Source organism: Bradyrhizobium sp. SMVTL-02, assembly GCF_051853005.1.
Taxonomy (GTDB): Bacteria; Pseudomonadota; Alphaproteobacteria; order Rhizobiales; family Xanthobacteraceae; genus Bradyrhizobium.
Map to the genome: position 1 here is coordinate 6,255,256 of NZ_CP182469.1, position 20,455 is coordinate 6,275,710.

Annotated in this window: 16 protein-coding genes and 1 pseudogene; 13 read left to right on the forward strand and 4 right to left on the reverse strand. The window is 63.8% G+C overall.

All coding sequences use genetic code 11. The annotated features are described in order from the left end of the window. The first annotated feature begins 232 nt into the window (after positions 1 to 232). The 7 genes and pseudogenes from ACNJYB_RS29900 (at position 233) to ACNJYB_RS29930 (ending at position 6,697) form a co-directional block, all read left to right on the forward strand. On the forward strand, positions 233 to 2,032 hold the full coding sequence (locus tag ACNJYB_RS29900) for an FAD-dependent oxidoreductase (RefSeq protein WP_439370145.1): 1,800 nt from the start codon (positions 233 to 235) through the stop codon (positions 2,030 to 2,032). Continuing rightward, positions 2,002 to 3,849, forward strand: a complete 1,848-nt coding sequence (locus tag ACNJYB_RS29905; protein ID WP_439370146.1) for a 2-oxoacid:acceptor oxidoreductase subunit alpha — start codon at positions 2,002 to 2,004, stop codon at positions 3,847 to 3,849. Before ACNJYB_RS29900 ends, ACNJYB_RS29905 begins: the two co-directional genes overlap by 31 nt. A gap of 172 nt (positions 3,850 to 4,021) precedes the next feature. After that, positions 4,022 to 5,077, forward strand: a complete 1,056-nt coding sequence (locus ACNJYB_RS29910) for a 2-oxoacid:ferredoxin oxidoreductase subunit beta (RefSeq protein ID WP_439370147.1) — start codon at positions 4,022 to 4,024, stop codon at positions 5,075 to 5,077. Positions 5,078 to 5,260: 183 nt separating this feature from the next. Continuing rightward, positions 5,261 to 5,584: an ArsR/SmtB family transcription factor gene (locus ACNJYB_RS29915; protein WP_439370148.1), complete on the forward strand. Its 324-nt coding sequence runs from the start codon at positions 5,261 to 5,263 to the stop codon at positions 5,582 to 5,584. Beyond that, on the forward strand, positions 5,581 to 6,000 hold the full coding sequence (locus ACNJYB_RS29920) for an SRPBCC family protein (protein WP_439370149.1): 420 nt from the start codon (positions 5,581 to 5,583) through the stop codon (positions 5,998 to 6,000). The genes ACNJYB_RS29915 and ACNJYB_RS29920 overlap by 4 nt, the downstream gene beginning before the upstream one ends. Positions 6,001 to 6,040: 40 nt before the next feature. Beyond that, positions 6,041 to 6,259 (forward strand): hypothetical protein, encoded by a 219-nt coding sequence (locus ACNJYB_RS29925; protein ID WP_439370150.1) that lies wholly within the window; start codon positions 6,041 to 6,043, stop codon positions 6,257 to 6,259. A gap of 2 nt (positions 6,260 to 6,261) precedes the next feature. Beyond that, positions 6,262 to 6,697, forward strand: a pseudogene (locus ACNJYB_RS29930) (DUF1801 domain-containing protein). 201 nt (positions 6,698 to 6,898) lie between these two features. Here the strand turns inward: ACNJYB_RS29930 and ACNJYB_RS29935 are convergent. From ACNJYB_RS29935 to ACNJYB_RS29950, 4 genes are all read right to left on the reverse strand, one after another. Continuing rightward, positions 6,899 to 8,437, reverse strand: coding sequence for a SpoVR family protein (locus ACNJYB_RS29935; RefSeq protein WP_439370151.1), 1,539 nt, complete (start codon positions 8,435 to 8,437; stop codon positions 6,899 to 6,901). Then, positions 8,434 to 9,711 carry a YeaH/YhbH family protein gene (locus ACNJYB_RS29940; protein WP_439375677.1) on the reverse strand — a complete coding sequence of 426 codons (1,278 nt, stop codon included), beginning with the start codon at positions 9,709 to 9,711 and terminating at the stop codon, positions 8,434 to 8,436. Before ACNJYB_RS29940 ends, ACNJYB_RS29935 begins: the two co-directional genes overlap by 4 nt. An 18-nt stretch (positions 9,712 to 9,729) precedes the next feature. After that, positions 9,730 to 11,673 carry a PrkA family serine protein kinase gene (locus tag ACNJYB_RS29945; RefSeq protein ID WP_080134158.1) on the reverse strand — a complete coding sequence of 648 codons (1,944 nt, stop codon included), beginning with the start codon at positions 11,671 to 11,673 and terminating at the stop codon, positions 9,730 to 9,732. Positions 11,674 to 11,971: 298 nt separating this feature from the next. Beyond that, positions 11,972 to 12,661: an STM3941 family protein gene (locus ACNJYB_RS29950; protein ID WP_439370152.1), complete on the reverse strand. Its 690-nt coding sequence runs from the start codon at positions 12,659 to 12,661 to the stop codon at positions 11,972 to 11,974. Between the two features lie 288 nt (positions 12,662 to 12,949). On the opposite strand from ACNJYB_RS29950, the gene ACNJYB_RS29955 reads away from it, so the two are divergent. The 6 genes from ACNJYB_RS29955 to ACNJYB_RS29980 are packed head-to-tail and all read left to right on the forward strand — an operon-like array spanning position 12,950 to position 20,435. Beyond that, positions 12,950 to 15,799, forward strand: a complete 2,850-nt coding sequence (locus ACNJYB_RS29955) for a bifunctional transaldolase/phosoglucose isomerase (RefSeq protein WP_439370153.1) — start codon at positions 12,950 to 12,952, stop codon at positions 15,797 to 15,799. Positions 15,800 to 15,812: 13 nt separating this feature from the next. Next, positions 15,813 to 16,811: a phosphogluconate dehydrogenase (NAD(+)-dependent, decarboxylating) gene (gene gnd / locus ACNJYB_RS29960; RefSeq protein WP_439370154.1), complete on the forward strand. Its 999-nt coding sequence runs from the start codon at positions 15,813 to 15,815 to the stop codon at positions 16,809 to 16,811. A gap of 28 nt (positions 16,812 to 16,839) precedes the next feature. Further along, positions 16,840 to 18,351: a glucose-6-phosphate dehydrogenase gene (gene zwf, locus ACNJYB_RS29965; RefSeq protein ID WP_439370155.1), complete on the forward strand. Its 1,512-nt coding sequence runs from the start codon at positions 16,840 to 16,842 to the stop codon at positions 18,349 to 18,351. Then, on the forward strand, positions 18,348 to 19,097 hold the full coding sequence (pgl, locus tag ACNJYB_RS29970) for a 6-phosphogluconolactonase (RefSeq protein WP_439370156.1): 750 nt from the start codon (positions 18,348 to 18,350) through the stop codon (positions 19,095 to 19,097). The genes zwf and pgl overlap by 4 nt, the downstream gene beginning before the upstream one ends. Positions 19,098 to 19,119: 22 nt before the next feature. Beyond that, on the forward strand, positions 19,120 to 19,626 hold the full coding sequence (locus tag ACNJYB_RS29975; protein ID WP_439375678.1) for a gluconokinase: 507 nt from the start codon (positions 19,120 to 19,122) through the stop codon (positions 19,624 to 19,626). Then, positions 19,623 to 20,435: an HAD family hydrolase gene (locus ACNJYB_RS29980; protein ID WP_439370157.1), complete on the forward strand. Its 813-nt coding sequence runs from the start codon at positions 19,623 to 19,625 to the stop codon at positions 20,433 to 20,435. The genes ACNJYB_RS29975 and ACNJYB_RS29980 overlap by 4 nt, the downstream gene beginning before the upstream one ends. Positions 20,436 to 20,455 lie beyond the last annotated feature (20 nt).

A 20,455-nucleotide genomic window follows, 5' to 3' on the forward strand; every position in this document is an offset into this window, starting at 1 on the left:
CATCTGCATCGCAACATATTGCACCGCACCCACACGTCGCGCGGCGCGTTAATGCTGTGCACGCGCAGCTCCCATGAAAGCAGGTCATCACCCAAATTTGCCGTTGTGCTTCGGACTGGTTCTAATAAGCTAACCCAATGACGTCATTCAGAAACCAGATCGACGCACAATAAGCGTCCGACAAGCTCAGAAGAGGCCGCCGGGTCTTTGAGCCTGCGCGGACAGGGTAGGAATGAAACCGACCGATATCGCGGCCCCCGACTACTTTCACAAAGTGGTCGATTGCCAGTGGGCCTGTCCTGCGCACACCCCGGTTCCCGAATACATCCGACTGATCGCACAAGGCCGCTACAGCGACGCCTACATGATCAATTGGAAATCGAACGTGTTTCCCGGAATTCTGGGACGCACCTGCGATCGTCCCTGCGAGCCGGCGTGCCGCCGCGGACGCGTAGAGGAAAATCCGGTGGCGATCTGCCGCCTCAAGCGCGTCGCTGCCGACTTCAAGGACGACATCAAGCAGCGTCTGCCGCGCCCCTCGCCGAAGAACGGCAAGCGTGTTGCCCTTGTAGGCGGCGGTCCGGCGTCGTTGACCGTTGCACGCGATCTCGCGCCGCTCGGCTACCATTGCACCGTGTTCGACGGCGATCCCGAAGCCGGCGGCATGATGCGCTCGCAGATCCCGAAATTCCGCCTGCCCAATTCTGTGATCGACGAGGAGACCGGCTACATCCTCAACCTTGGTGTCGACTTCAAGGGCGGCCATCGCATCGAAAGCATGAAGTCGCTGCTGGCAGAGAAATACGACGCGATCTTCGTCGGCTCCGGCGCGCCGCGCGGCCGCGAGCTCGAAATTCCCGGCCGGAAAGAGGCCGCCGCGAACATCCATATCGGCATCGAATGGCTGGCCAACGTGTCGTTCGGCCATGTCGACAAGATCGGAAAGCGCGTCATCGTGCTCGGCGGCGGCAACACCGCGATGGATTGCTGCCGAACCGCGCGCCGGCTCGGCGGCGAGAAAGTCACGGTGGTCGTGCGTTCCGGCTTCGACGAAATGAAGGCCTCGCCCTGGGAGAAGGAAGACGCGATCCACGAGGACATCCCGATCCTCAACTACATGGTGCCGGTGGCATTCAAGCATGTCGCCGGCAAGCTGATCGGCGTCACTTTCGAGCACGTCAAAGCCGAATACGACGCCAAAGGCCGCCGTAATCTGGTGCCTTCGGGCGATCCCGATCAGACCATTCCCTGCGACGACGTGCTGGTCGCGGTCGGCCAGGAGAATGCCTTCCCCTGGATCGAGCAGGATTGCGGCATCGAATTCGACAAATGGCACATGCCCAAGGTCGACCCGAGGACGTTCGCTTCGACCAATCCAAAGGTTTTCTTCGGCGGCGACGCCGCATTCGGGCCGAAGAACATCATCTGGGCGGTCGCACACGGCCATGACGCCGCGCTGTCGATCCACAAGATGCTCTCGGGCGAAGACATCACCGAACGTCCGCTGCCAGAGGTGCAAATCTCCTCGCAGAAGATGGGCATCCACGAATGGAGCTATGACAACGACATTTCCAACGACAAGCGCTTCAAGGTGCCACATCGCGACAAGGTCGTCGCGCTGAAGGACATCCGCGCCGAAGTCGAACTCGGCTACGACGTCAAGCTGGCGCTCGGCGAGGCGCATCGCTGCCTGAACTGCGACGTCCAGACGGTGTTCTCGACCTCGCTCTGCATCGAGTGCGATGCCTGCGCCGACATCTGCCCGATGGACTGCATCACCTTCACCAACAATGGTGAGGAAGACGATCTGCGCCAGCGCCTGAAAGCGCCCTCGCCGCACCCGGAGCAGGACCTCTACGTCTCCAGCGACCTCAAAACCGGGCGGGTGATGGTGAAGGACGAGGATGTCTGCCTGCATTGCGGGCTGTGCGCCGAGCGCTGTCCCACCGGAGCCTGGGACATGCAGAAATATTTCATCGATATGACTCACGCAGGTTCGACATGTCCGACAAAAAGCCGATCAGCAGCGTAAACGACTTCGTCGTCCGCTTCGCCAACGTCAACGGCTCGGGCTCGGCCAGCGCCAACGAGATGTTCGCGCGCGCCATCCTGCGCCACGGCGTGCCGGTGTCCCCGCGCAACATCTTCCCCTCCAACATCCAGGGCCTGCCGACCTGGTACGAGGTGCGGGTGACGGAAGCGGGTCATCTCGGCGCCCGCGGCGGCGTCGACCTGATGGTGGCGATGAATCCGCAGACCTGGGACAAGGACGTCGCCGGCATCGAGCCGGGCGGCTACCTGTTCTACGATTCCACCAAGCCGATGCCGTCGACGAAATTCCGCGACGACATCACCGTGATCGGCGTGCCGCTCACCGCGATCACCAACTCGACCTACACCGATCCGCGCCAGCGCCAGCTGTTCAAGAACATCATCTATCTGGGCAGCCTCTCGGCGCTGCTCGACATGGACCCGAAGCTGATCGAGCAGCTGATCGGCGAGCAGTACAAGGGCAAGGAGAAGCTGCTCTCCTCCAACGTCCACGCGCTGCATCTCGGCCGCGACTGGGCGCTGCAGAATCTGAAATGCCCGATCGGGCTCAGGGTGAAGAAGTCCGACAAGGTCGGCGACCGCATCTTCATCGAGGGCAACAGCGCCGCCGCGCTCGGCGCCGTCTATGGCGGCGCCACCGTGTGCGCCTGGTATCCGATCACACCGTCATCGTCGGTGGCGGAGGCCTTCACGGCCCACTGCAAGAAGTACCGGCACGATCCGGAGACCGGCAAGGCGAAATACGCGATCGTGCAGGGCGAGGACGAGCTGGCCTCGATCGGCATCGTCATCGGCGCCTCCTGGAACGGCGCCCGCGCCTTCACCGCGACCTCGGGCCCCGGCATCTCGCTGATGACGGAGTTCATCGGCCTCTCCTACTTCGCCGAGATTCCCGCGGTGATCATGAACATCCAGCGCGCCGGCCCCTCCACGGGCATGCCGACCCGCACCCAGCAATGCGACATCATCGCCTGCGCCTATGCTTCGCATGGCGACACCAAGCATGTGCTGCTGTTCCCGGAAGACCCGGCCGAAGCGTTCGAGTTCGCGGCGGCTTCCTTCGATCTCGCCGAGCGTCTCCAGACCACGATCTTCCTGATGCTCGACCTCGACATCGGCATGAATCATCGGCTCTGCCGGCCGCTGAAGTGGGATGACGCAAGGCAATACGACCGCGGCAAGATCATGACCGCGGAGATGCTCGAGGAAGGCCGCGACTTCGGCCGCTATCTCGACGTCGACGGCGACGGCATTCCCTATCGCACCTATCCCGGCACCCATCCGACCAAGGGCTCCTATTTCACCCGGGGCACCTCGCGCGACCGTTATGCGCGTTACTCGGAGGAAGGCACGGTGTACGCGGACAACATGCAGCGGCTGGTGCGCAAGTTCGAGACCGCGCAGGACCTGGTGCCGCGGCCGCTGCAGGCCAATGCGGAACGGCCGACCAAATATGGCGTGATCTATTTCGGTTCGACCTCGCCGGCGATGGACGAGGCGATCGGCCTACTGGAGGCGCGCGGGCATCAGCTCGATCGCCTGCGCATCCGCGCGTTCCCGTTCCATTCGAGCGTGGCGAGCTTCCTCGCCGAGCACGACTTCGTTTATGTCGTCGAGCAGAACCGCGACAGTCAGCTGCGCCAGCTCATCGTGAACGAGAATGGCATCGACCCCGTCCGGCTCGTTCCGATCGTGCATTACGACGGCACGCCGATCACCGCCCGTTTCATCGCAAAAGCCATTGGCGACCACCAGGATCACCTCAAGGTGACCCCCCTCCGCAAGGCCGTGTCATGATGGCAAACTGGATCCACATCGTCATTGCGAGCGCAGCGAAGCAATCCAGACTGCCTCCGTGGAAAGACTCTGGATTGCTTCGCTGCGCTCGCAATGACCGAGTGTGGTTGCGACAGCCCGGCCGCGTGCAAAGAGACGTCGGATTGCGGCAAGGGAGCAGAGAGAAACGGTCATGACCTACATCGCAAAGCCGAAATTCCATCACCCCGGCCTGAAGAAGAACACGCTCGGCTACACGCATCGCGACTACGAGGGCAAGATCTCGACGCTGTGCGCCGGCTGCGGCCACGATTCGATCACAGCCTCGATCATCGAGGCCTGCTACGAGCTCTCGATCGAGCCGCATCGGGTGGCAAAAATCTCCGGCATCGGCTGCTCGTCGAAGACGCCGGACTATTTCCTCGGCAATTCGCACGGCTTCAACTCCGTGCACGGCCGCATGCCCAGCGTGCTGACCGGCGCCAACCTCGCCAACCGCGACCTGATCTATCTCGGGGTCTCCGGCGACGGCGATTCCGCCTCGATCGGCTTCGGCCAGTTCGCGCATTCGATCCGGCGCGGCGTCAACATGACCTATATCGTCGAGAACAACGGCGTCTACGGCCTGACCAAGGGCCAGTTCTCGGCCACCGCCGACCGCGGCTCGAAGAGCAAGAAGGGCGTCACCAACACCGACAACGCCATCGACCTCGTCGCGATCGCGCTGCAACTCGGCGCAACCTTCGTGGCGCGCTCGTTCTCCGGCGACAAGGCCCAGCTGGTGCCGCTGATCGCGGCCGCGATCGGCCACAAGGGCGCGTCCTTCATCGACGTCATCAGCCCCTGCATCGCCTTCAACAACCACGCCGGCTCGACCAAGAGCTTCGACTATGTGCGAGAGCACAATGATGCCGTGAACCGGCTCGACGTGCTGGTCGGCCGCGATCCGATCGCGGTGGACTACGCGCCAGGCACGGTGCAAGTGGTCGAGCAGCATGACGGCAGCAAGATCGCGCTGCGCAAGATCGATGCCGACTACGATCCGCATGACCGGTTAGGGGCTCAGACCTTCCTCGCGAAGCACGCCGCCAAGGGCCAGATCGTCACCGGCCTGCTCTATGTCGACCCCGACGCCGATGACCTGCACGAGCACCTCAATACGGTCGAGACCCCGCTCAACACGCTGGAAGCGGACACCCTGTGCCCGGGCTCGGCGGTGCTGGACAAGATCAACGCCAGCCTGCGCTGATCAGTTACCAGCAACTGGGAGGAGAGAACCCCACCCGGCGCTTTGCGCCGACCTCCCCCGCAAGCGGGAGAGGTAAGGCGGAGCGCGTGGACGCCCTTCCCGACCCATCTCCGGTCCCACTTGACTTACCCATAACCCAACGGTTATGAATTAAACCCATAACCTTCGAGTTATGGATTCTCGATGTCCGCCGCCCACGACCTCCTGTTCAGGACTCTGGCCGATCCGACCCGGCGGGCGATCTTCGAGCGGCTGTGCCGAGAGGGCGAGCAGACGGTCGGGGCCCTGACGCTGCGATCCGGCGTTTCCCAGCCGGCGGTGTCGAAACATCTCGGCGCGCTGAAGCAGGCGGGCCTCGTGCGCGACCGCCATGAGGGACGCCAGACCCATTACAGCGCGCACCCCGGCGCGCTCGATCCGCTGGTCGACTGGACCAGCCAGATGACCGGCTTCTGGCAGAACCGGCTCGATGCACTCGATGATCTCCTGAAGAGGATGGACCAATGACCGAGACCAGATCCGTCGTCATCGAGCGCGAATTTGCCTTTCCGCCGGAGCGGCTGTGGCGCGCGCTGACGCAGCCGCACCTGATCGAGGAGTGGCTGATGAAGAACGACTTCAAGCCCAAGATCGGCCATCGCTTCAACCTGCGCGGCGAATGGGGCGGCGTGCTGGACTGCGAGGTGCTCACCATAGAGCCGCAGAAGACGCTCGCCTATACCTGGAATTTCTCGCACGAGGACGCGGCGTTCGACCTCAGAAGCGTCGTGACCTTCACGCTGACGCCGACCGGCGCGGGCACACATCTACGCGTCGAGCAGGCAGGCTTCAGGGCGACGCAGAAGCAGGCCTATGGCGGCGCGCATGCCGGCTGGAAGCAGTTCTTCAACAAGCTCGACGAGCTGCTGGCGCGGGCTGACTAGCTCGCCGGCGTCTTCCATAGATTTTCCAAAGGAGATCCCAATGAGCACGAACATGTGGATTCGGCAGATCCATCGCTGGCTGTCGATGGCATTCACGGTCGCAATCATCGCCAACGTCGTCGCCATGACGATCCAGGTGCAGGCCATAGGGATCGGCCTGCTCGCGCTCGTTCCGCTGCTCCCGCTGCTCGCGACCGGGCTCTATCTGTTCGCGCTGCCGTATCTTGGCCGCCGCGACGGCGCGCGGCAAGAGGCGTGATCATGAAGAAGGCCGTGACCGCAAAGAAGAGCGCGAATGACGCGAGCAGCGCGTCACCATCAAAACTGATCGACGGCAGGATCAGGGAGCTCGGCGACTGGCGCGGCGAGATGCTGGCGCGGGTCCGCGGCCTGATCAGGGAAGCGGACCCTGACGTCGCCGAGGAATGGAAATGGCGCGGCGTTCCCGTGTGGGAGCACGACGGCATCATCTGTACCGGTGAGACCTACAAGGACGTGGTGAAGCTGACTTTCGCCAAGGGCGCGGCGCTGGATGATCCCGGGCCTGTTCAATTCAAGCCTCGAGGGCAATGTGCGCCGCGCGATCGATATTCGCGAGGGCGAGAAGATCAACGAAAAGGCGTTGAAGGCGCTGATCCGGGCGGCGGTGGCGCTGAATGCGTCCAGGAAGAAGCCGGCCAAGGAGCGGCGGGCGTAGAGCAACCGTTATGCAGCTCGAATGCCTTCCTTCTCCTCTTGGAGAAGGTGGCGCGAAGCACCGGATGAGGGGTCTGCATCGGCACGGGAAAGTGCGGAGAGATTCCCCTCACTCCAGTGAGTTTGTATCTGCCGGCGTCGCTGCCCTCTCCCGCAAGGAGAGAGGGCACATCGACGCGCATCTCGCTGTATTGTTCCGCCGTCAGGCCACCGCCGCCGGGATCGGACGCGGGCTCACGACGTACTCGCGCAGGACCTTGTCGTTGGCATCGACTTCGATCAGCGCGACGTCATAGGTCCAGAGATCGGCCAGGTGCTGGAGCACGCGCTTGGTGTCGGTCTCGTTGAGCTGGGAGCCCTTGATGACGTGGTGATGCAGGATCAGGCGGCGGTCGCCGGAGAGATCGACGTCGACCACCTCGATATTGGCGTCGATGTAGCCGACATCATGCTGCCGGGCCAATTCCCGCCGGACGCGGCGGAAGCCGCGCTCGTCGTGGATGGCGTCGACGCGGATGCCGGCGCGCTCCTCGGGGTCGTCGTGGAGATGGAACATGCGGAAGTGCCGCATCAGCCTGGGGCTCAGGAACTGGCCGATGAAGCTCTCATCGCGGTAATTGGCCCAGACGTCCCGCAGCACGCCCATGACGTCGTTCTTGCCGGCGATGTCGGGAAACCACTCGCGGTCCTCGTCTTCCGGACTGGTGACGATGCGCTCGATGTCCTGCATCACGGCGAAGCCGAGCGCATAGGGGTTGAAGCCCGAGAAGCGCGGATCGTCGAATTCGGGCTGGAACACCACGTTGGTGTGCGAGCCCAGGAATTCGAGGAAGTTGCCGTCGCTGATGCGGCCCTGCTGATGCAGCTGGGTCATGATGCGATAGTGGACGTAGGTCGCCGTCCCCTCGTTCATCACCTTGGTCTGGCTCTGCGGATAGAAATATTGGGCGATGTGGCGGACGATGCGCAAGAGCTCGCGCTGCCAGGGCGCCAGGCGCGGCGCGCTCTTCTCCAGGAAATAGAGCAGGTTCTCCTGCGGCAGGCCGAGCAGCTTGCGGCGCCGCTCGATGCTGAGCGTCGAACGGCTCTTGCTCTTGCCGGCCGGCACGGTGCGCCAGAGATCGTTGAAGACCTCTTCCTCGTGCTGGCGCCTGCGCCCTGCCCGCTTCTCCTCGGCGCGCAGATCCAGCTTCTTCTTGCCGGGATAGCGGTCGATGCCGTGCGACATCAGCGCATGCGCGGCGTCGAGCGTGCGCTCGACCTCGGTGCGGCCGTAGCGCTCCTCGCATTGCATGACGTAGTTCTTGGCGAAATCGAGATAGTCCAGGATGCCTTCGGCATCGGTCCACTGCTTGAACAGGTAGTTGTTCTTGAAGAAGTGGTTGTGGCCGAATGCGGCGTGCGCGATCACCAGCGTCTGCATCGTCGCCGTGTTCTCCTCCATGAGATAGGAGATGCAGGGCGAGGAGTTGATCACGATCTCATAGGCAAGCCCCATCAGGCCCTTGCGGTAGGAGGCCTCGTGGAAGGCGAAATGCTTGCCGAAGGACCAGTGCTTGTAGAACAAGGGCATGCCGACCGACGAGTAGGCATCCAGCATCTGCTCGGCGGTGATGACCTCGATCTGGTTCGGATAGACGTCGAGCCCGAGATCCTTCAACGCCACCTCTTCGCAGGCATCGGTGATACGCTGCAAGGTGCGAAAATCCCAATCCGCGCCTTCGAACAAACGTTCCGTCATGGAGTGGCTTTCTCCTGAGCAGTTTCGCGGCGCTGGAACAGGTCGTGGAATACCGGGAAGATCTCGCTACGCTCGGAGACCTTGCGCATCGAGAGCGGTGCGCCGCTGTTGCGCAGGCGCTCGTAGAGAGTCCAGAGCGAGGAGTCGGACAGATCGAAGGCGCTGCCGCCGGATTCCCCGACCTCGAGGTAGGCGAAGAACTGGCAGACCGGCAGGATCTTGTCGGTCAGCAGGAGCCCAGTGAGCTCGCCGTCGGAATAGGAATTGTCGCCGTCGGAGGCCTGCGCGGCGTAGATGTTCCAGTCCGAGGGATTGAAACGCTCGCGCACGATCTCGTGCATCGCCTGCAGCGCGCTGGAGACCAGCGTGCCGCCCGAGGCCGGGCCGTAGAAGAAGGTCTGCTCGTCGACCTCCTCGGCGCGGTCGGTGTGGCGGATGAAGACGATCTCGACATGCTTGTAGCGGCGCTTCAGGAACACGTAGAGCAGCATGTAGAAGCGTTTTGCCAGATCCTTCATGTGCTCGGACATCGAGCCGGAGACGTCCATCAGGCAGAACATCACGGCCTGCGCGACCGGCTTCGGCACCGTCTCGAAGCGGCGGTAGCGGATGTCGAGCGGATCGATGAAGGGAATGCGCTTGGACCTCGCCTGCAGCTTTTCAAGCTCGGCGACCAGCTCAGCCCGCTCTTCCTCGTCCGTGCAGCCGGCAATCGCGGCTTCCAACTCGTCGATCTCCTCCTTCCGGGGGCGCTTGAGCGCGATACGCCGCGCAAGCGCGAGCTTCACCGTGCGGCTCACCGAGATGTTGGCGGGCGAGCCCGACGTGGTGTAGCCGGCGCGCTGGATGCCCTCGCTCTCGGTCTGAGCGATCTTGCGCTTGGCGAGATCCGGCAGTTCGAGGTCGTCGAGGAAGAGATCGACGAATTCGTCTCGGCTGAGCACGAAGCGGAAGGCGTCCTCGCTGTCGCCTTCGCCGGGACCGGAGTCCTTGGCGCCGCCCTGACCGGAGCGCTGCAGATAGTCGCCCTCGATGAACTTCTTGTTCCCGGGCAGCACCATATCCCGCGTTCCACCCTCACGGCGGAAACGCGGCTCATGCATCCCGTCGAGCGGGATCGTGACCTCACCCCCCTCCAGGACGTCCTTGATGTCGCGTTCCTGCGAGGTCTTCTTGACGGCGCCCTGCACCAGGGATTTGGCCCGACGCAAGAACCGCTGCCGGTTCTCAAGACTCTTGCCGCCTGGATTCAGGCGCCTGTCAATGATGTGAATGGCCACTTTCCATCCGCCTCAACCGGCCTGCTTCACGCGCATGTACCATTCGACGAGCCGGCGAACCTGACGCTCGGTGTAGCCGCGCTCCACCATGCGTGCCACGAATTCGCCGTGCTTCTTCTCCGTCTCGCCGTCCTTCTTCGACCCGAAGGAGATGACCGGAAGCAGATCCTCGACCTGGGAGAATATCCGCTTTTCGATCACGTCGCGAATCTTCTCGTAGGAGGTCCAGGTCGGATTCTTGCCGCCGTTCTGGGCCCGCGACCGTAACGAGAATTTGACGACCTCGTTGCGGAAGTCCTTGGGGTTGGCGATGCCCGCCGGCTTCTCGATTTTGGTCAGTTCCTGGTTCAAAAGCTCGCGATCCAGAAGCTGGCCCGTGTCGGGATCCTTGAAGTCCTGATCCTCGATCCAGGCGTCGGCGTAGTCGACGTAGCGGTCGAACAGGTTCTGGCCATAATCCGAGTAGGATTCGAGATAAGCCTTCTGGATCTCGTTACCGATGAACTCGGCGTAGCGCGGCGCCAGCTCGGCCTTGATGAATTCGAGGTAGCGCTTCTCGACTTCCTCGGGCAGTTGCTCCCTGCGGATCGACTGCTCCAGCGCGTACATAAGATGCACGGCGTCGGCGGCGACCTCCTGCGGATCGTGGTTGAAGGTCGCAGCCAGGATCTTGAAGGCAAAGCGCGTGGAGACGCCGTCCATGCCCTCGTCGACGCCGGCGGCATCGCGGTACTCCTGGACGCTGCGCGCCTTGGGATCGGATTCCTTCAGGCTTTCGCCGTCGTAAACCCGCATCTTGGCGAACACCGTGGAATTCTCGTGCTTGCGCAGGCGCGACATCACCGAGAACCGCGCCAGCGTCTCCAGCGTCGAGGGCGCGCACGGCGCGGACGCGAGTTCGGAGCCCTGGATCAGCTTCTCGTAGATCTTCTGCTCTTCGGTGACCCGCAGGCAGTAAGGCACCTTGATCACGCAGATGCGGTCGATGAAGGCTTCGTTGTTCTTGTTGGCCTTGAAGCTCGCCCACTCCGCCTCGTTGGAGTGCGCGAGGATCACGCCGGTGAACGGGATCGCGCCGATGTTCTCGGTGCCGATGTAGTTGCCCTCCTGCGTCGCGGTGAGCAGCGGGTGCAGCATCTTGATCGGCGCCTTGAACATCTCGACGAATTCAAGGATGCCCTGGTTGGCGCGATTGAGGCCGCCCGAATAGCTGTAGGCGTCGGGATCGTTCTGCGCGTAGGTCTCGAGCTTGCGGATGTCGACCTTGCCGACCAGCGACGAGATGTCCTGGTTGTTCTCGTCGCCCGGCTCGGTCTTGGAGACTGCGATCTGGCGCAGCCGCGACGGCTGGATCTTGGCGACGCGGAATTGCGAGATATCGCCGCCAAAGGCTTCCAGCCGCTTGTAGCACCATGGGCTCATCAGGCCAGTGAGACGCCGGCGCGGAATGCCGTATTTCTCTTCCAGCATCGGCCCGAGGTGATCGGGATCGAACAGGCTGAGCGGGCTTTCGAACACCGGCGAGAGTTCATCGCCGGCCTTGAGCACGTAGATCGGCTGCACTTCCATCAGCGACTTGAGCCGCTCGGCGAGCGAGGATTTGCCGCCGCCGACCGGACCGAGCAGATAGAGGATCTGCTTGCGCTCTTCGAGGCCCTGCGCCGCGTGCCGGAAGAAACCGACGATACGCTCGATGGTTTCTTCCATGCCGTAGAAGCCGGCGAAGGCCGGATAGGTGCGGATGGTGCGGTTCAAAAAAATACGGCCAAGGCGTGGGTCCTTGGCCGTGTCAATCGTCTGCGGATCGCCGATCGCTGCTAGCAGTCGCTCGGCCGCGTTTGCGTATTTCATGGGATCGCTTCGACACGATTCCAGATATTCCGCCATCGACATGTCGTGCTGGCTTCTCGCCTCGAACGACCGAGCGAAAGCGTTGAATAGAGAATCGTTGTACATGATCCCTCTCCGCGTGAGTTCCGCTACAAGCTGAAACGAAAGCAGTTGCCGGACCGTTCCTCAGGCCGTTTCGAATCAGCGTGAGCACATGACGATCATTGGACACCCGGGAGCCGACTGGACGCAACGCACAACGTAGGCAACCGGGTGAGTTACGAACAGGCACCTGCCTGTTATTTATGCGAATCTATGCATATCTTCGCTCATTTCCAGAAAATGTCACTCGGCCGCCACATCCGGGCCTTACCGGGGATCGGCTCATCCGGCGGTGCAACATAGCCGTCTGCCGGCGGCAGCTTTATGACGCCGGTACGGCCAAGCCTTGTGCACCCGAGCCTTGTGCACCCGAGCCTTGCGTGCCTTGATCGCGGTCTCGCCGCAATGCGGTGCATGCATCGCTGGCGGCATGGCACTCACGGCAAGCGCGCAGCAATGTCTCAAAATCGGTCGCCAGTCCCTCGGCGGAAATGGCGATTCGATGGTCCTGCGCGCCGCGCGATGTCGCCGGCCGCCTGCCGCGAACAGAGGAGAGCTGCCGCTGCAACGCCGGCGTCGGCGTCAGCCAGATCATCCTGCGCCCGCGGCGCTCCTCGGTCGAAATCTCCGCGATCGATTCCCACAGCAGAAATTCATTGCCGATGCGGAGATCGCGGATGCCGTAGGGGGTGACGATCACCACCGGGCCACGTTGGCCGGGGAGCCGCCAGATCAGCCAGCCGGTGATCAGGCCGAACACCGCAACGCCGGCATAACCGACCGTCGTGTCGTAGTCGCCGAGGCTGTCCCACCAGAAGGCAAGGCTGGTGCTGAACAGCATCATCGCAAAAGCCGCCGCGACCAGCAGTCGCAAGCGTGTGGTGCATCGGTTGATCTCGAGATCGTGGGGCGCATCGACGCGCACGGTCGGCGCGACCGATTGCGGGCTGTCGGAGACGGCGGGCGGAGGGCCGTCAGGATGTGCTTGCATGCCTTCCCCCAGCATGGCCATTCGCGACCGGGTCACCAGCCGGCGAACCGGAACCTGCTGACGACACGCTGTGCAGCGGCCGACAGCCGTTACGCAACGAGACCTCGGCCGCACCTTTGCCGGCCAACGACTTTTTACGCAACATAGCCACTGCCGCCGGGATCATCATGATCGCGACGGAGTTACACCGAGAGGTATGACGCTCAGATCCTTGATTGGTTCCCTCCCGGTTGCATGTAAGCTAGAGGATACCGCGTCAGGACCGGCGCGGAAACCCCTCGCCCGCAGGCTTGGAGATAAATAAGCATCATGAATCCCGTCAAAGAACTGGAAAAGCACGGACAGGCCGTCTGGCTGGACTTCCTGGCTCGCGGCTTCATCGCCAATGGCGACCTGAAGCGGCTGATCGACACCGATGGCGTCAAGGGCGTCACTTCGAATCCGTCGATCTTCGAGAAGGCGATCGGCAGTTCGGACGAATATGACGCCCCGATCGGCAAGGCGCTGAAGCGCGGCGACCGGACCGTGGCCGACCTGTTCGAGGCCGTCGCGGTCGAGGACATCCAGAATGCCGCCGACGTGCTGCGCCCGGTCTACGACCGCCTCAAGGGCGGCGACGGCTATGTCAGCCTGGAAGTGTCACCATATCTGGCGATGGACACGGCCGGCACCGTCACTGAAGCACGGCGGCTGTGGAAGGACGTCGGTCGCAAGAACCTGATGGTGAAGGTGCCGGCGACGACCGAGGGCCTGCCGGCGATCGAGACGCTGATCGGCGACGGCATCAGCATCAACATCACGCTGCTGTTCTCCAAGGCCGTCTATCTCGAGGTGGCGGAGGCCTATCTGTCGGGTCTGGAGAAATACGTCGCCGGCGGCGGCGATCCGTCGCACGTGGCCAGCGTGGCAAGCTTCTTCGTCAGCCGCATCGACTCCGTGGTCGACAAGCAGCTCGACGAGAAGATCGCGCGCGCCAACGATCCGTCCGAGAAGGAGCGGCTCGCCGCGCTGAAGGGCAAGGTCGCGATCGCCAACGCCAAGCTCGCCTATCAGGACTACAAGCGCCTGTTCTCGGGTCCGCGCTGGGAGAAGCTCGCCGCCAAGGGGGCAAAGCCGCAGCGCATGCTGTGGGCGTCGACCGGCACCAAGAACAAGGACTACAGCGACGTCCTTTATGTCGAGGAGCTGATCGGCCCCGACACCATCAACACCGTGCCGCCGGCAACGCTGGATGCGTTCCGCGATCACGGCAAGCCGCGCGACAGCCTGGAGGAGAATGTCGAGGACGCAAGGCGCGTGCTGGAGGAGCTGGAGCGTTCCGGCATCTCGCTGGATGCGATCACCGAGGAACTGGTCAGGGACGGCGTCAAGCTGTTCGCGGACGCGGCCGACAAGCTCTATGGCGCCGTCGCGCACAAGCGGGCCACCGTGCTCGGGCCGGCGCTCGACCGGCAGCAGCTTTCGCTCGGCGACGGCCTCGGCAAGGCCGTGGCCAAGAGCACCGAGGAATGGCGTGCCTCGGCCAAGATCCGCAGGCTCTGGCAGCGCGACAAATCGGTCTGGACCGGCACCGACGAGGACAAATGGCTCGGCTGGCTCGACAGCGCTTCCAAGGCCGACATCGCCGACTATGAAGATTATGCAGGCCGCGTGAAGGGCCAGAAATTCTCCGACGCCGTCGTGCTCGGCATGGGCGGATCGAGCCTCGGACCCGAGGTGCTGGCCGCGACGTTCGGGAAAAAGGTGGGCTTCCCCAAGCTGCATGTGCTCGACTCCACCGACCCCGCGCAGGTGCGGGCGATGGAAGACAAGATCGACATCGCCAACACGGTCTTCATCGTCTCCAGCAAGTCCGGCGGCACCACCGAGCCGAACGCGATGAAGGACTATTTCCACGAGCGCGTGGCGAAGGCGGTCGGGCCAAAGGTGAAGACCGGCCATCGCTTCATCGCGGTGACCGACCCCGGCTCGTCGCTGGAGAAGGCTGCCAAGCAGCTGAACTACGCACGCATCTTCCATGGCGAGCCCTCGATCGGCGGACGCTATTCGGTGCTGTCGCCGTTCGGGCTGGTGCCGGCGGCAACCGCCGGCATCGACCTCAAGACCTTCATCAAGCATGCGCTGTCCATGGCCCGCTCCTGCGGGCCGGACGTGCCGCCGTCCGAAAACCCGGGCACGCAGCTCGGCCTTGCCATGGGATTGGCCGCGCTCGAAGGCCGCGACAAGGTGACGATCCTGTCGTCGAAGAAGATCGCCGATTTCGGCGCCTGGGCCGAGCAGCTGATCGCGGAATCCACCGGCAAGGAGGGCAAGGGCCTGATCCCGATCGACGGCGAGCCGCTGGGCGATCCTTCGGTCTATGGCAACGATCGCTTCTTCATCGACATCCGCGTCGACGGCGAAGCAGACGCCGCACACGACTCCAAGCTTGCCGCGATCGAAGCGGCCGGCCATCCCGTGGTGCGCATCGTCATGAAGTCGATCGAGCACCTCGGCCAGGAGTTCTTCCGCTTCGAGATGGCCACGGCCGTGGCGGGCTCGATCCTCGGCATCAACCCGTTCGACCAGCCCGACGTGGAAGCCGCCAAGATCAAGACCCGCGAGCTCACCGCGTCGTTCGAGAAGACCGGCGCGCTGCCCGCGGAGCAGCCGGTGGTCAGCACGGACGAGGCCGATCTCTACACCGACGAGGCCAACGCCACCGCGCTGCGCGCCGCCGGCGCCAATGGCGACCTCACATCCTGGCTGAAGGCCCATCTGTCGCGCTCCAGCGAGGGCGACTATGTCGCCCTGCTCGGCTACATCGCGCGCGACAAGGCCACCATCGATGCCCTCCAGGCGATGCGGCTAGAGGTGCGCGAGAAGCGGCATGTCGCGACCTGTGCCGAGTTCGGACCGCGCTTCCTGCACTCGACAGGCCAGGCCTACAAGGGCGGTCCCGACAGCGGCGTGTTCCTCCAGATCACCGCCGACGACGCCAAGGACCTGGCCGTGCCGGGCCAGAAGGCGAGCTTCGGCGTGATCAAGGCGGCGCAGGCGCGCGGCGATTTCGACGTGCTTACCGAGCGTGGCCGGCGCGCGCTGCGTGTTCACCTGAAGGGCGGGCTCCAGAAGGGTCTCGCGACGCTCAATGCCGCGCTCAACGACGCACTGAATTAAGGGAATCTCTCACATGCAACTCGGCATGATCGGCCTCGGCCGGATGGGCGGCAACATCGTTCGCCGCCTGATGCGCCAGGGACATTCGACCGTGGTCTACGACAAGGACGCCAAGGCCGTCGCCGGCCTTGCCGCGGACGGCGCAGTCGGCTCGGCGACACTCGAGGAATTCATCTCGAAGCTGGAGCGGCCGCGCACGGCCTGGGTGATGCTGCCGGCAGGACACATCACCGAGACGACGATCGATACGATCGCAAAGGTGATGCAGGAAGGCGATGTCATCATCGACGGAGGCAACACCTTCTGGCAGGACGACGTTCGCCGCGGCAAGGCGCTGAAGGCGCGCGGCATTCACTATGTCGATGTCGGCACATCGGGCGGCGTCTGGGGTCTCGACCGCGGCTATTGCATGATGATCGGCGGCGAGAAGGCCGTGGTCGACCGGCTCGATCCGATCTTTGCCGCGCTCGCGCCCGGCGCCGGCGACATTCCGCGCACCGAAGGACGCGAGGGCCGCGATCCCCGCATCGAGCAGGGCTACATCCATGCCGGCCCCATCGGCGCCGGGCACTTCGTCAAGATGATCCACAACGGCATCGAATACGGCCTGATGCAGGCCTATGCCGAAGGTTTCGACATTCTCAAGAATGCCAACATCGAGGCGCTGCCGGCGGATCACCGCTACGATTTCGATCTCGCCGACATCGCCGAAGTGTGGCGGCGCGGCAGCGTGATTCCGTCCTGGCTGCTCGACCTCACCTCGACCGCGCTCGCCGACAGCCCGCAACTCGCGGAATATTCCGGCTTCGTGCAGGATTCCGGCGAAGGACGCTGGACCGTAAATGCCGCGATCGACGAGGCCGTGCCGGCCGAAGTCTTGACCGCCGCGCTCTACGCACGTTTCCGTTCCCGCAACGAACACACCTTTGCCGAAAAAATTCTGTCCGCGATGCGCGCGGGTTTCGGCGGCCACAAGGAGCCGAAGCAGCCGGGCGCTTCGAAACCAAAGTAACAAGTAGACAAGCGAAGGCCGACAATTCGTGACCAAAGATCCGCAAGCCAAGCGCAAGCCGGAAAATTGCGCCTTCGTCATCTTCGGTGTCACCGGCGACCTCACCCATCGTCTTGTGATGCCCTCGCTCTACAATCTGGCGGCCGAGCACCTGCTGCCGGAAAAATTCTGCGTCGTCGGCGTGGCGCGCAGGGGCCAGTCGGATGACGAGCTGCGCGACGGCCTGATGAAGGGACTGCGGCAATTCGCGACCCGTCCCGTGGACGACGACGTCGCCACGAGGCTGCTGGAATGCCTGACCTTCGTCGAGGCCGATCCGAAGGATCCGTCCTCCTTCGATCGCCTGCGCGAGCATCTGGATTCGCTGGAATGCGCGCAGGAGACCGGCGGCAACCGGCTGTTCTATCTGGCAACGCCGCCCGCCGCGTTCGCGCCGACCGCGCGCGAGCTCGGCCGCACCGGCATGATGAAGGAGAACGGCGCCTGGCGACGTCTCGTGATCGAAAAGCCGTTCGGCACCGATCTCGCCTCAGCCAAGGCTCTGAACGCCGAGCTGCTGAAGATCATGGACGAGCACCAGATCTACCGGATCGATCATTATCTCGGCAAGGAGACCGTGCAGAACATCCTGGTGCTGCGCTTTGCCAACGGCATGTTCGAGCCGATCTGGAATCGCAACCACATCGACCACATCCAGATCACGGTGGAGGAGAAGCTCGGCGTCGGCCATCGCGGCGGCTTCTACGACGCCACCGGCGCGCTGCGCGACATGGTGCCGAACCACCTGTTCCAGCTGATGTCGCTGGTTGCCATGGAGCCGCCCGCGCGGTTCGACGCACATTCGGTGCGCTCCGAGAAGGCCGACGTGCTGACCTCGATCCAGCAGCCGAGCCGGGAAGAGGCGCTGAGAAATTCGGTGCGTGCGCAATACCTCGCCGGCCGCATCGGTGACGACGAGATCACGGACTATCGCAAGACCGAGGACGTCAAGCCCGACAGCACCACCGAGACGTTTGTCGCGCTGAAGCTGATGATCGACAATTGGCGCTGGGCCGGCGTCCCCTTCTACTTGCGCACCGGCAAGGCGCTGGGTCACAAGCGCACCGAGGTTGCGATCAAGTTCAAGCAGGCGCCGCTGTCGATGTTTTCGGGTACGGACGTCGACCGCCTGTCGCAGAATTTCCTCACCATCGGCATCGCGCCGACCGAGACCATCGAGCTGCAGTTCAACGCCAAGATCCCGGGGCCGAGCATCACCATCGATGGCGTCGAGATGAAGTTCCGCTATGGCGACTATTTCCAGGCCGATCCCTCCACCGGCTACGAGACGCTGATCTACGACTGCATGATCGGCGACAACATCCTGTTCCAGCGCGCCGACGGCATCGAGGCCGGATGGCAGGCGGTGCAACCGTTCCTGGATGCCTGGAAGAGCGCGGGCAACAACGGCATCGAGACCTATGAAGCCGGCAGCGACGGCCCCGCCTGCGCCGACGAGCTGCTCCGGCGCGACGGGCGAAGCTGGCGGAAATTTTCGTGATTGCGGCCGGACAACCGAAGCTGATCGTCGCGGCCGATGCCGAGGCGCTGGCGCAGGCCGCGGCCGACCGGGTGATGGCGCGGATCGGCGCCAATCCCGGGCGTATCGCGATCTGCCTGACCGGCGGCTCGAGCCCGAAGAAGCTCTATCAATTGCTCGGCAGCGATTCCTGGCGTGGAAAAATCCCGTGGGACCGCGTGCACTGGTTCATCGGCGACGAGCGGTTCGTGCCTGAAAGCGATCCTCTCAACAACATGGCGGTGGCGCGGGCGGCATTTCTCGATCGCAATGCGCCTGCCGGCCATGTCCATCCGATCCCGACGGCGACCGGAGATCCGGATCGCAGCGCCGAGGCCTATGCACGCGAGCTGCAGGCCTTCTACGGCGCAGACCAACTCGATCCGGCGCGGCCGCTGTTCGACCTCGTCCTGATGGGCGCAGGCCCAGACGGCCACACCGCCTCGCTGTTTCCCGGCTATCCCGAGATCGAGGAGGTCAGGCGCTGGGTCATCGGCGTCCCCAAGGCCAATGTCGCGCCCTTCGTGCCGCGGGTCTCGCTCACCCTGCCCGCCCTGGCCTCCTGCCGCGAAATGCTGTTCGAGATTGCCGGGCACGACAAGCAGGCGATCTTGACGCGCCTCCTCAATGGCGAGAATCTGCCGGCCTTACGCGCGCGCTCGAATGGTGAGACCGTCTGGCTGGTCGACGGGGCCGCGCTTCCGGAGGAAATTCGTGGGCCGCGTTGAAGCACCTTGTGCGTTGATCGTGATGGGCGTGTCGGGTTCGGGCAAGAGCACGGTTGCAGGGGCACTCGGTGAGCGGCTCGGCTGGCGCTTCGAGGACGGCGACAGCTTCCATCCCGCCAGCAATGTCGAGAAAATGCGGGCCGGCCATCCCCTCACCGACGAGGACCGCTGGCCCTGGCTCAACGCCATCGCCGACGAGATCGAGCGGGTGTGCGGACGCGGCGAGCATGTCATCATCGCCTGCTCGGCGCTGAAGCACGCCTATCGTGACGTGCTGCTGCGCGGGCGCAGTGATGTCCGCTTCGTGTTCCTGAAGGGGACGAAAGAGCTGATCGCCCAGCGGCTCGCGCAGCGCAAGGGCCATTTCATGCCGCCCGGGCTGCTGACCAGCCAGTTCGACACGCTGGAGCCGCCGGAGCCAGGCGAGCACGTCATCACCGTGTCGATCGACGAGACCGTCGAGGCGATCGTGGACGGCGTCGTGCGGCAATTGAAACTAGGCGGGGCAATATCCAAGGTTCTGCCATGACTCCCATCTCACTCGTGGTCTCCGACGTCGACGGCACGCTGCTGACCAAGGACAAGACCCTGACCGAGCGTGCGCGGAGCACAGTGCACCGGCTGCACCAGGCCGGCATCGGCTTCACCATCACCTCCAGCCGGCCCGCGATCGGCATGCGCTTCCTGATCGAGCCGCTGGCGCTGTGGCTGCCGGTCGGCCCGTTCAACGGCTCCTCGATCGTCGATCCCGAGATGCGGCCGGTCGAGCAGCACCTGATTCCGCCGGCTGCGGCCGAGCGTTCCTTGAAGATCCTCCGCGACTACGGCGCCGACATCTGGCTGTTCACCACCGACGAATGGCTGATCGATAATCCAAACGGTCAATACGTCGCGCATGAGCGGCACACGATCCGCTCCGACCCGACCATCGTGACGGATTTCTCGCCGTATCTTGCGAGCGCCTGCAAGATCGTCGGCGCCAGCGCCGACGCGGCCAGGCTCGCCGCTTGCGAGAAGGCGATGCAGGAGGCGGTCGGCAGCGAGGCCACCGCGGTGCGCTCGCAGACCTACTATCTCGACGTCACGCCGCCCGGTTTCAACAAGGGCACGTTCGTCGAGTTTATGGCCAAGCGCCTGGGCATCTCGACCGACGCGGTCGCCACCATCGGCGACATGCAGAACGACCTCGCGATGTTCCGCGTCAGCGGCACCTCGATTGCCATGGGCAACGCCGCCGACGACGTCAAGGACGAGGCGACCCATGTCACCGGGAGCAACGAGCAGGACGGTTTTGCCGAGGCGATGGAGATGATCCTGAAGCGGAACGGGGTGGGTTAGGGCTTGATCGCCTCGCCTAT

What these genes read in the sequence shown, in the direction of transcription:
- ACNJYB_RS29900 (WP_439370145.1), top strand. Translation starts at nt 233, where the DNA reads ATGAAACCGACCGATATCGCGGCCCCCGACTACTTTCACAAAGTGGTC.
- ACNJYB_RS29905 (WP_439370146.1), top strand. Translation starts at nt 2,002, where the DNA reads ATGTCCGACAAAAAGCCGATCAGCAGCGTAAACGACTTCGTCGTCCGC.
- ACNJYB_RS29910 (WP_439370147.1), top strand. Translation starts at nt 4,022, where the DNA reads ATGACCTACATCGCAAAGCCGAAATTCCATCACCCCGGCCTGAAGAAG.
- ACNJYB_RS29915 (WP_439370148.1), top strand. Translation starts at nt 5,261, where the DNA reads ATGTCCGCCGCCCACGACCTCCTGTTCAGGACTCTGGCCGATCCGACC.
- ACNJYB_RS29920 (WP_439370149.1), top strand. Translation starts at nt 5,581, where the DNA reads ATGACCGAGACCAGATCCGTCGTCATCGAGCGCGAATTTGCCTTTCCG.
- ACNJYB_RS29925 (WP_439370150.1), top strand. Translation starts at nt 6,041, where the DNA reads ATGAGCACGAACATGTGGATTCGGCAGATCCATCGCTGGCTGTCGATG.
- ACNJYB_RS29935 (WP_439370151.1), bottom strand. Translation starts at nt 8,437, where the DNA reads ATGACGGAACGTTTGTTCGAAGGCGCGGATTGGGATTTTCGCACCTTG.
- ACNJYB_RS29945 (WP_080134158.1), bottom strand. Translation starts at nt 11,673, where the DNA reads ATGTACAACGATTCTCTATTCAACGCTTTCGCTCGGTCGTTCGAGGCG.
- ACNJYB_RS29950 (WP_439370152.1), bottom strand. Translation starts at nt 12,661, where the DNA reads ATGGCCATGCTGGGGGAAGGCATGCAAGCACATCCTGACGGCCCTCCG.
- ACNJYB_RS29955 (WP_439370153.1), top strand. Translation starts at nt 12,950, where the DNA reads ATGAATCCCGTCAAAGAACTGGAAAAGCACGGACAGGCCGTCTGGCTG.
- gnd (WP_439370154.1), top strand. Translation starts at nt 15,813, where the DNA reads ATGCAACTCGGCATGATCGGCCTCGGCCGGATGGGCGGCAACATCGTT.
- ACNJYB_RS29975 (WP_439375678.1), top strand. Translation starts at nt 19,120, where the DNA reads ATGGGCGTGTCGGGTTCGGGCAAGAGCACGGTTGCAGGGGCACTCGGT.
- ACNJYB_RS29980 (WP_439370157.1), top strand. Translation starts at nt 19,623, where the DNA reads ATGACTCCCATCTCACTCGTGGTCTCCGACGTCGACGGCACGCTGCTG.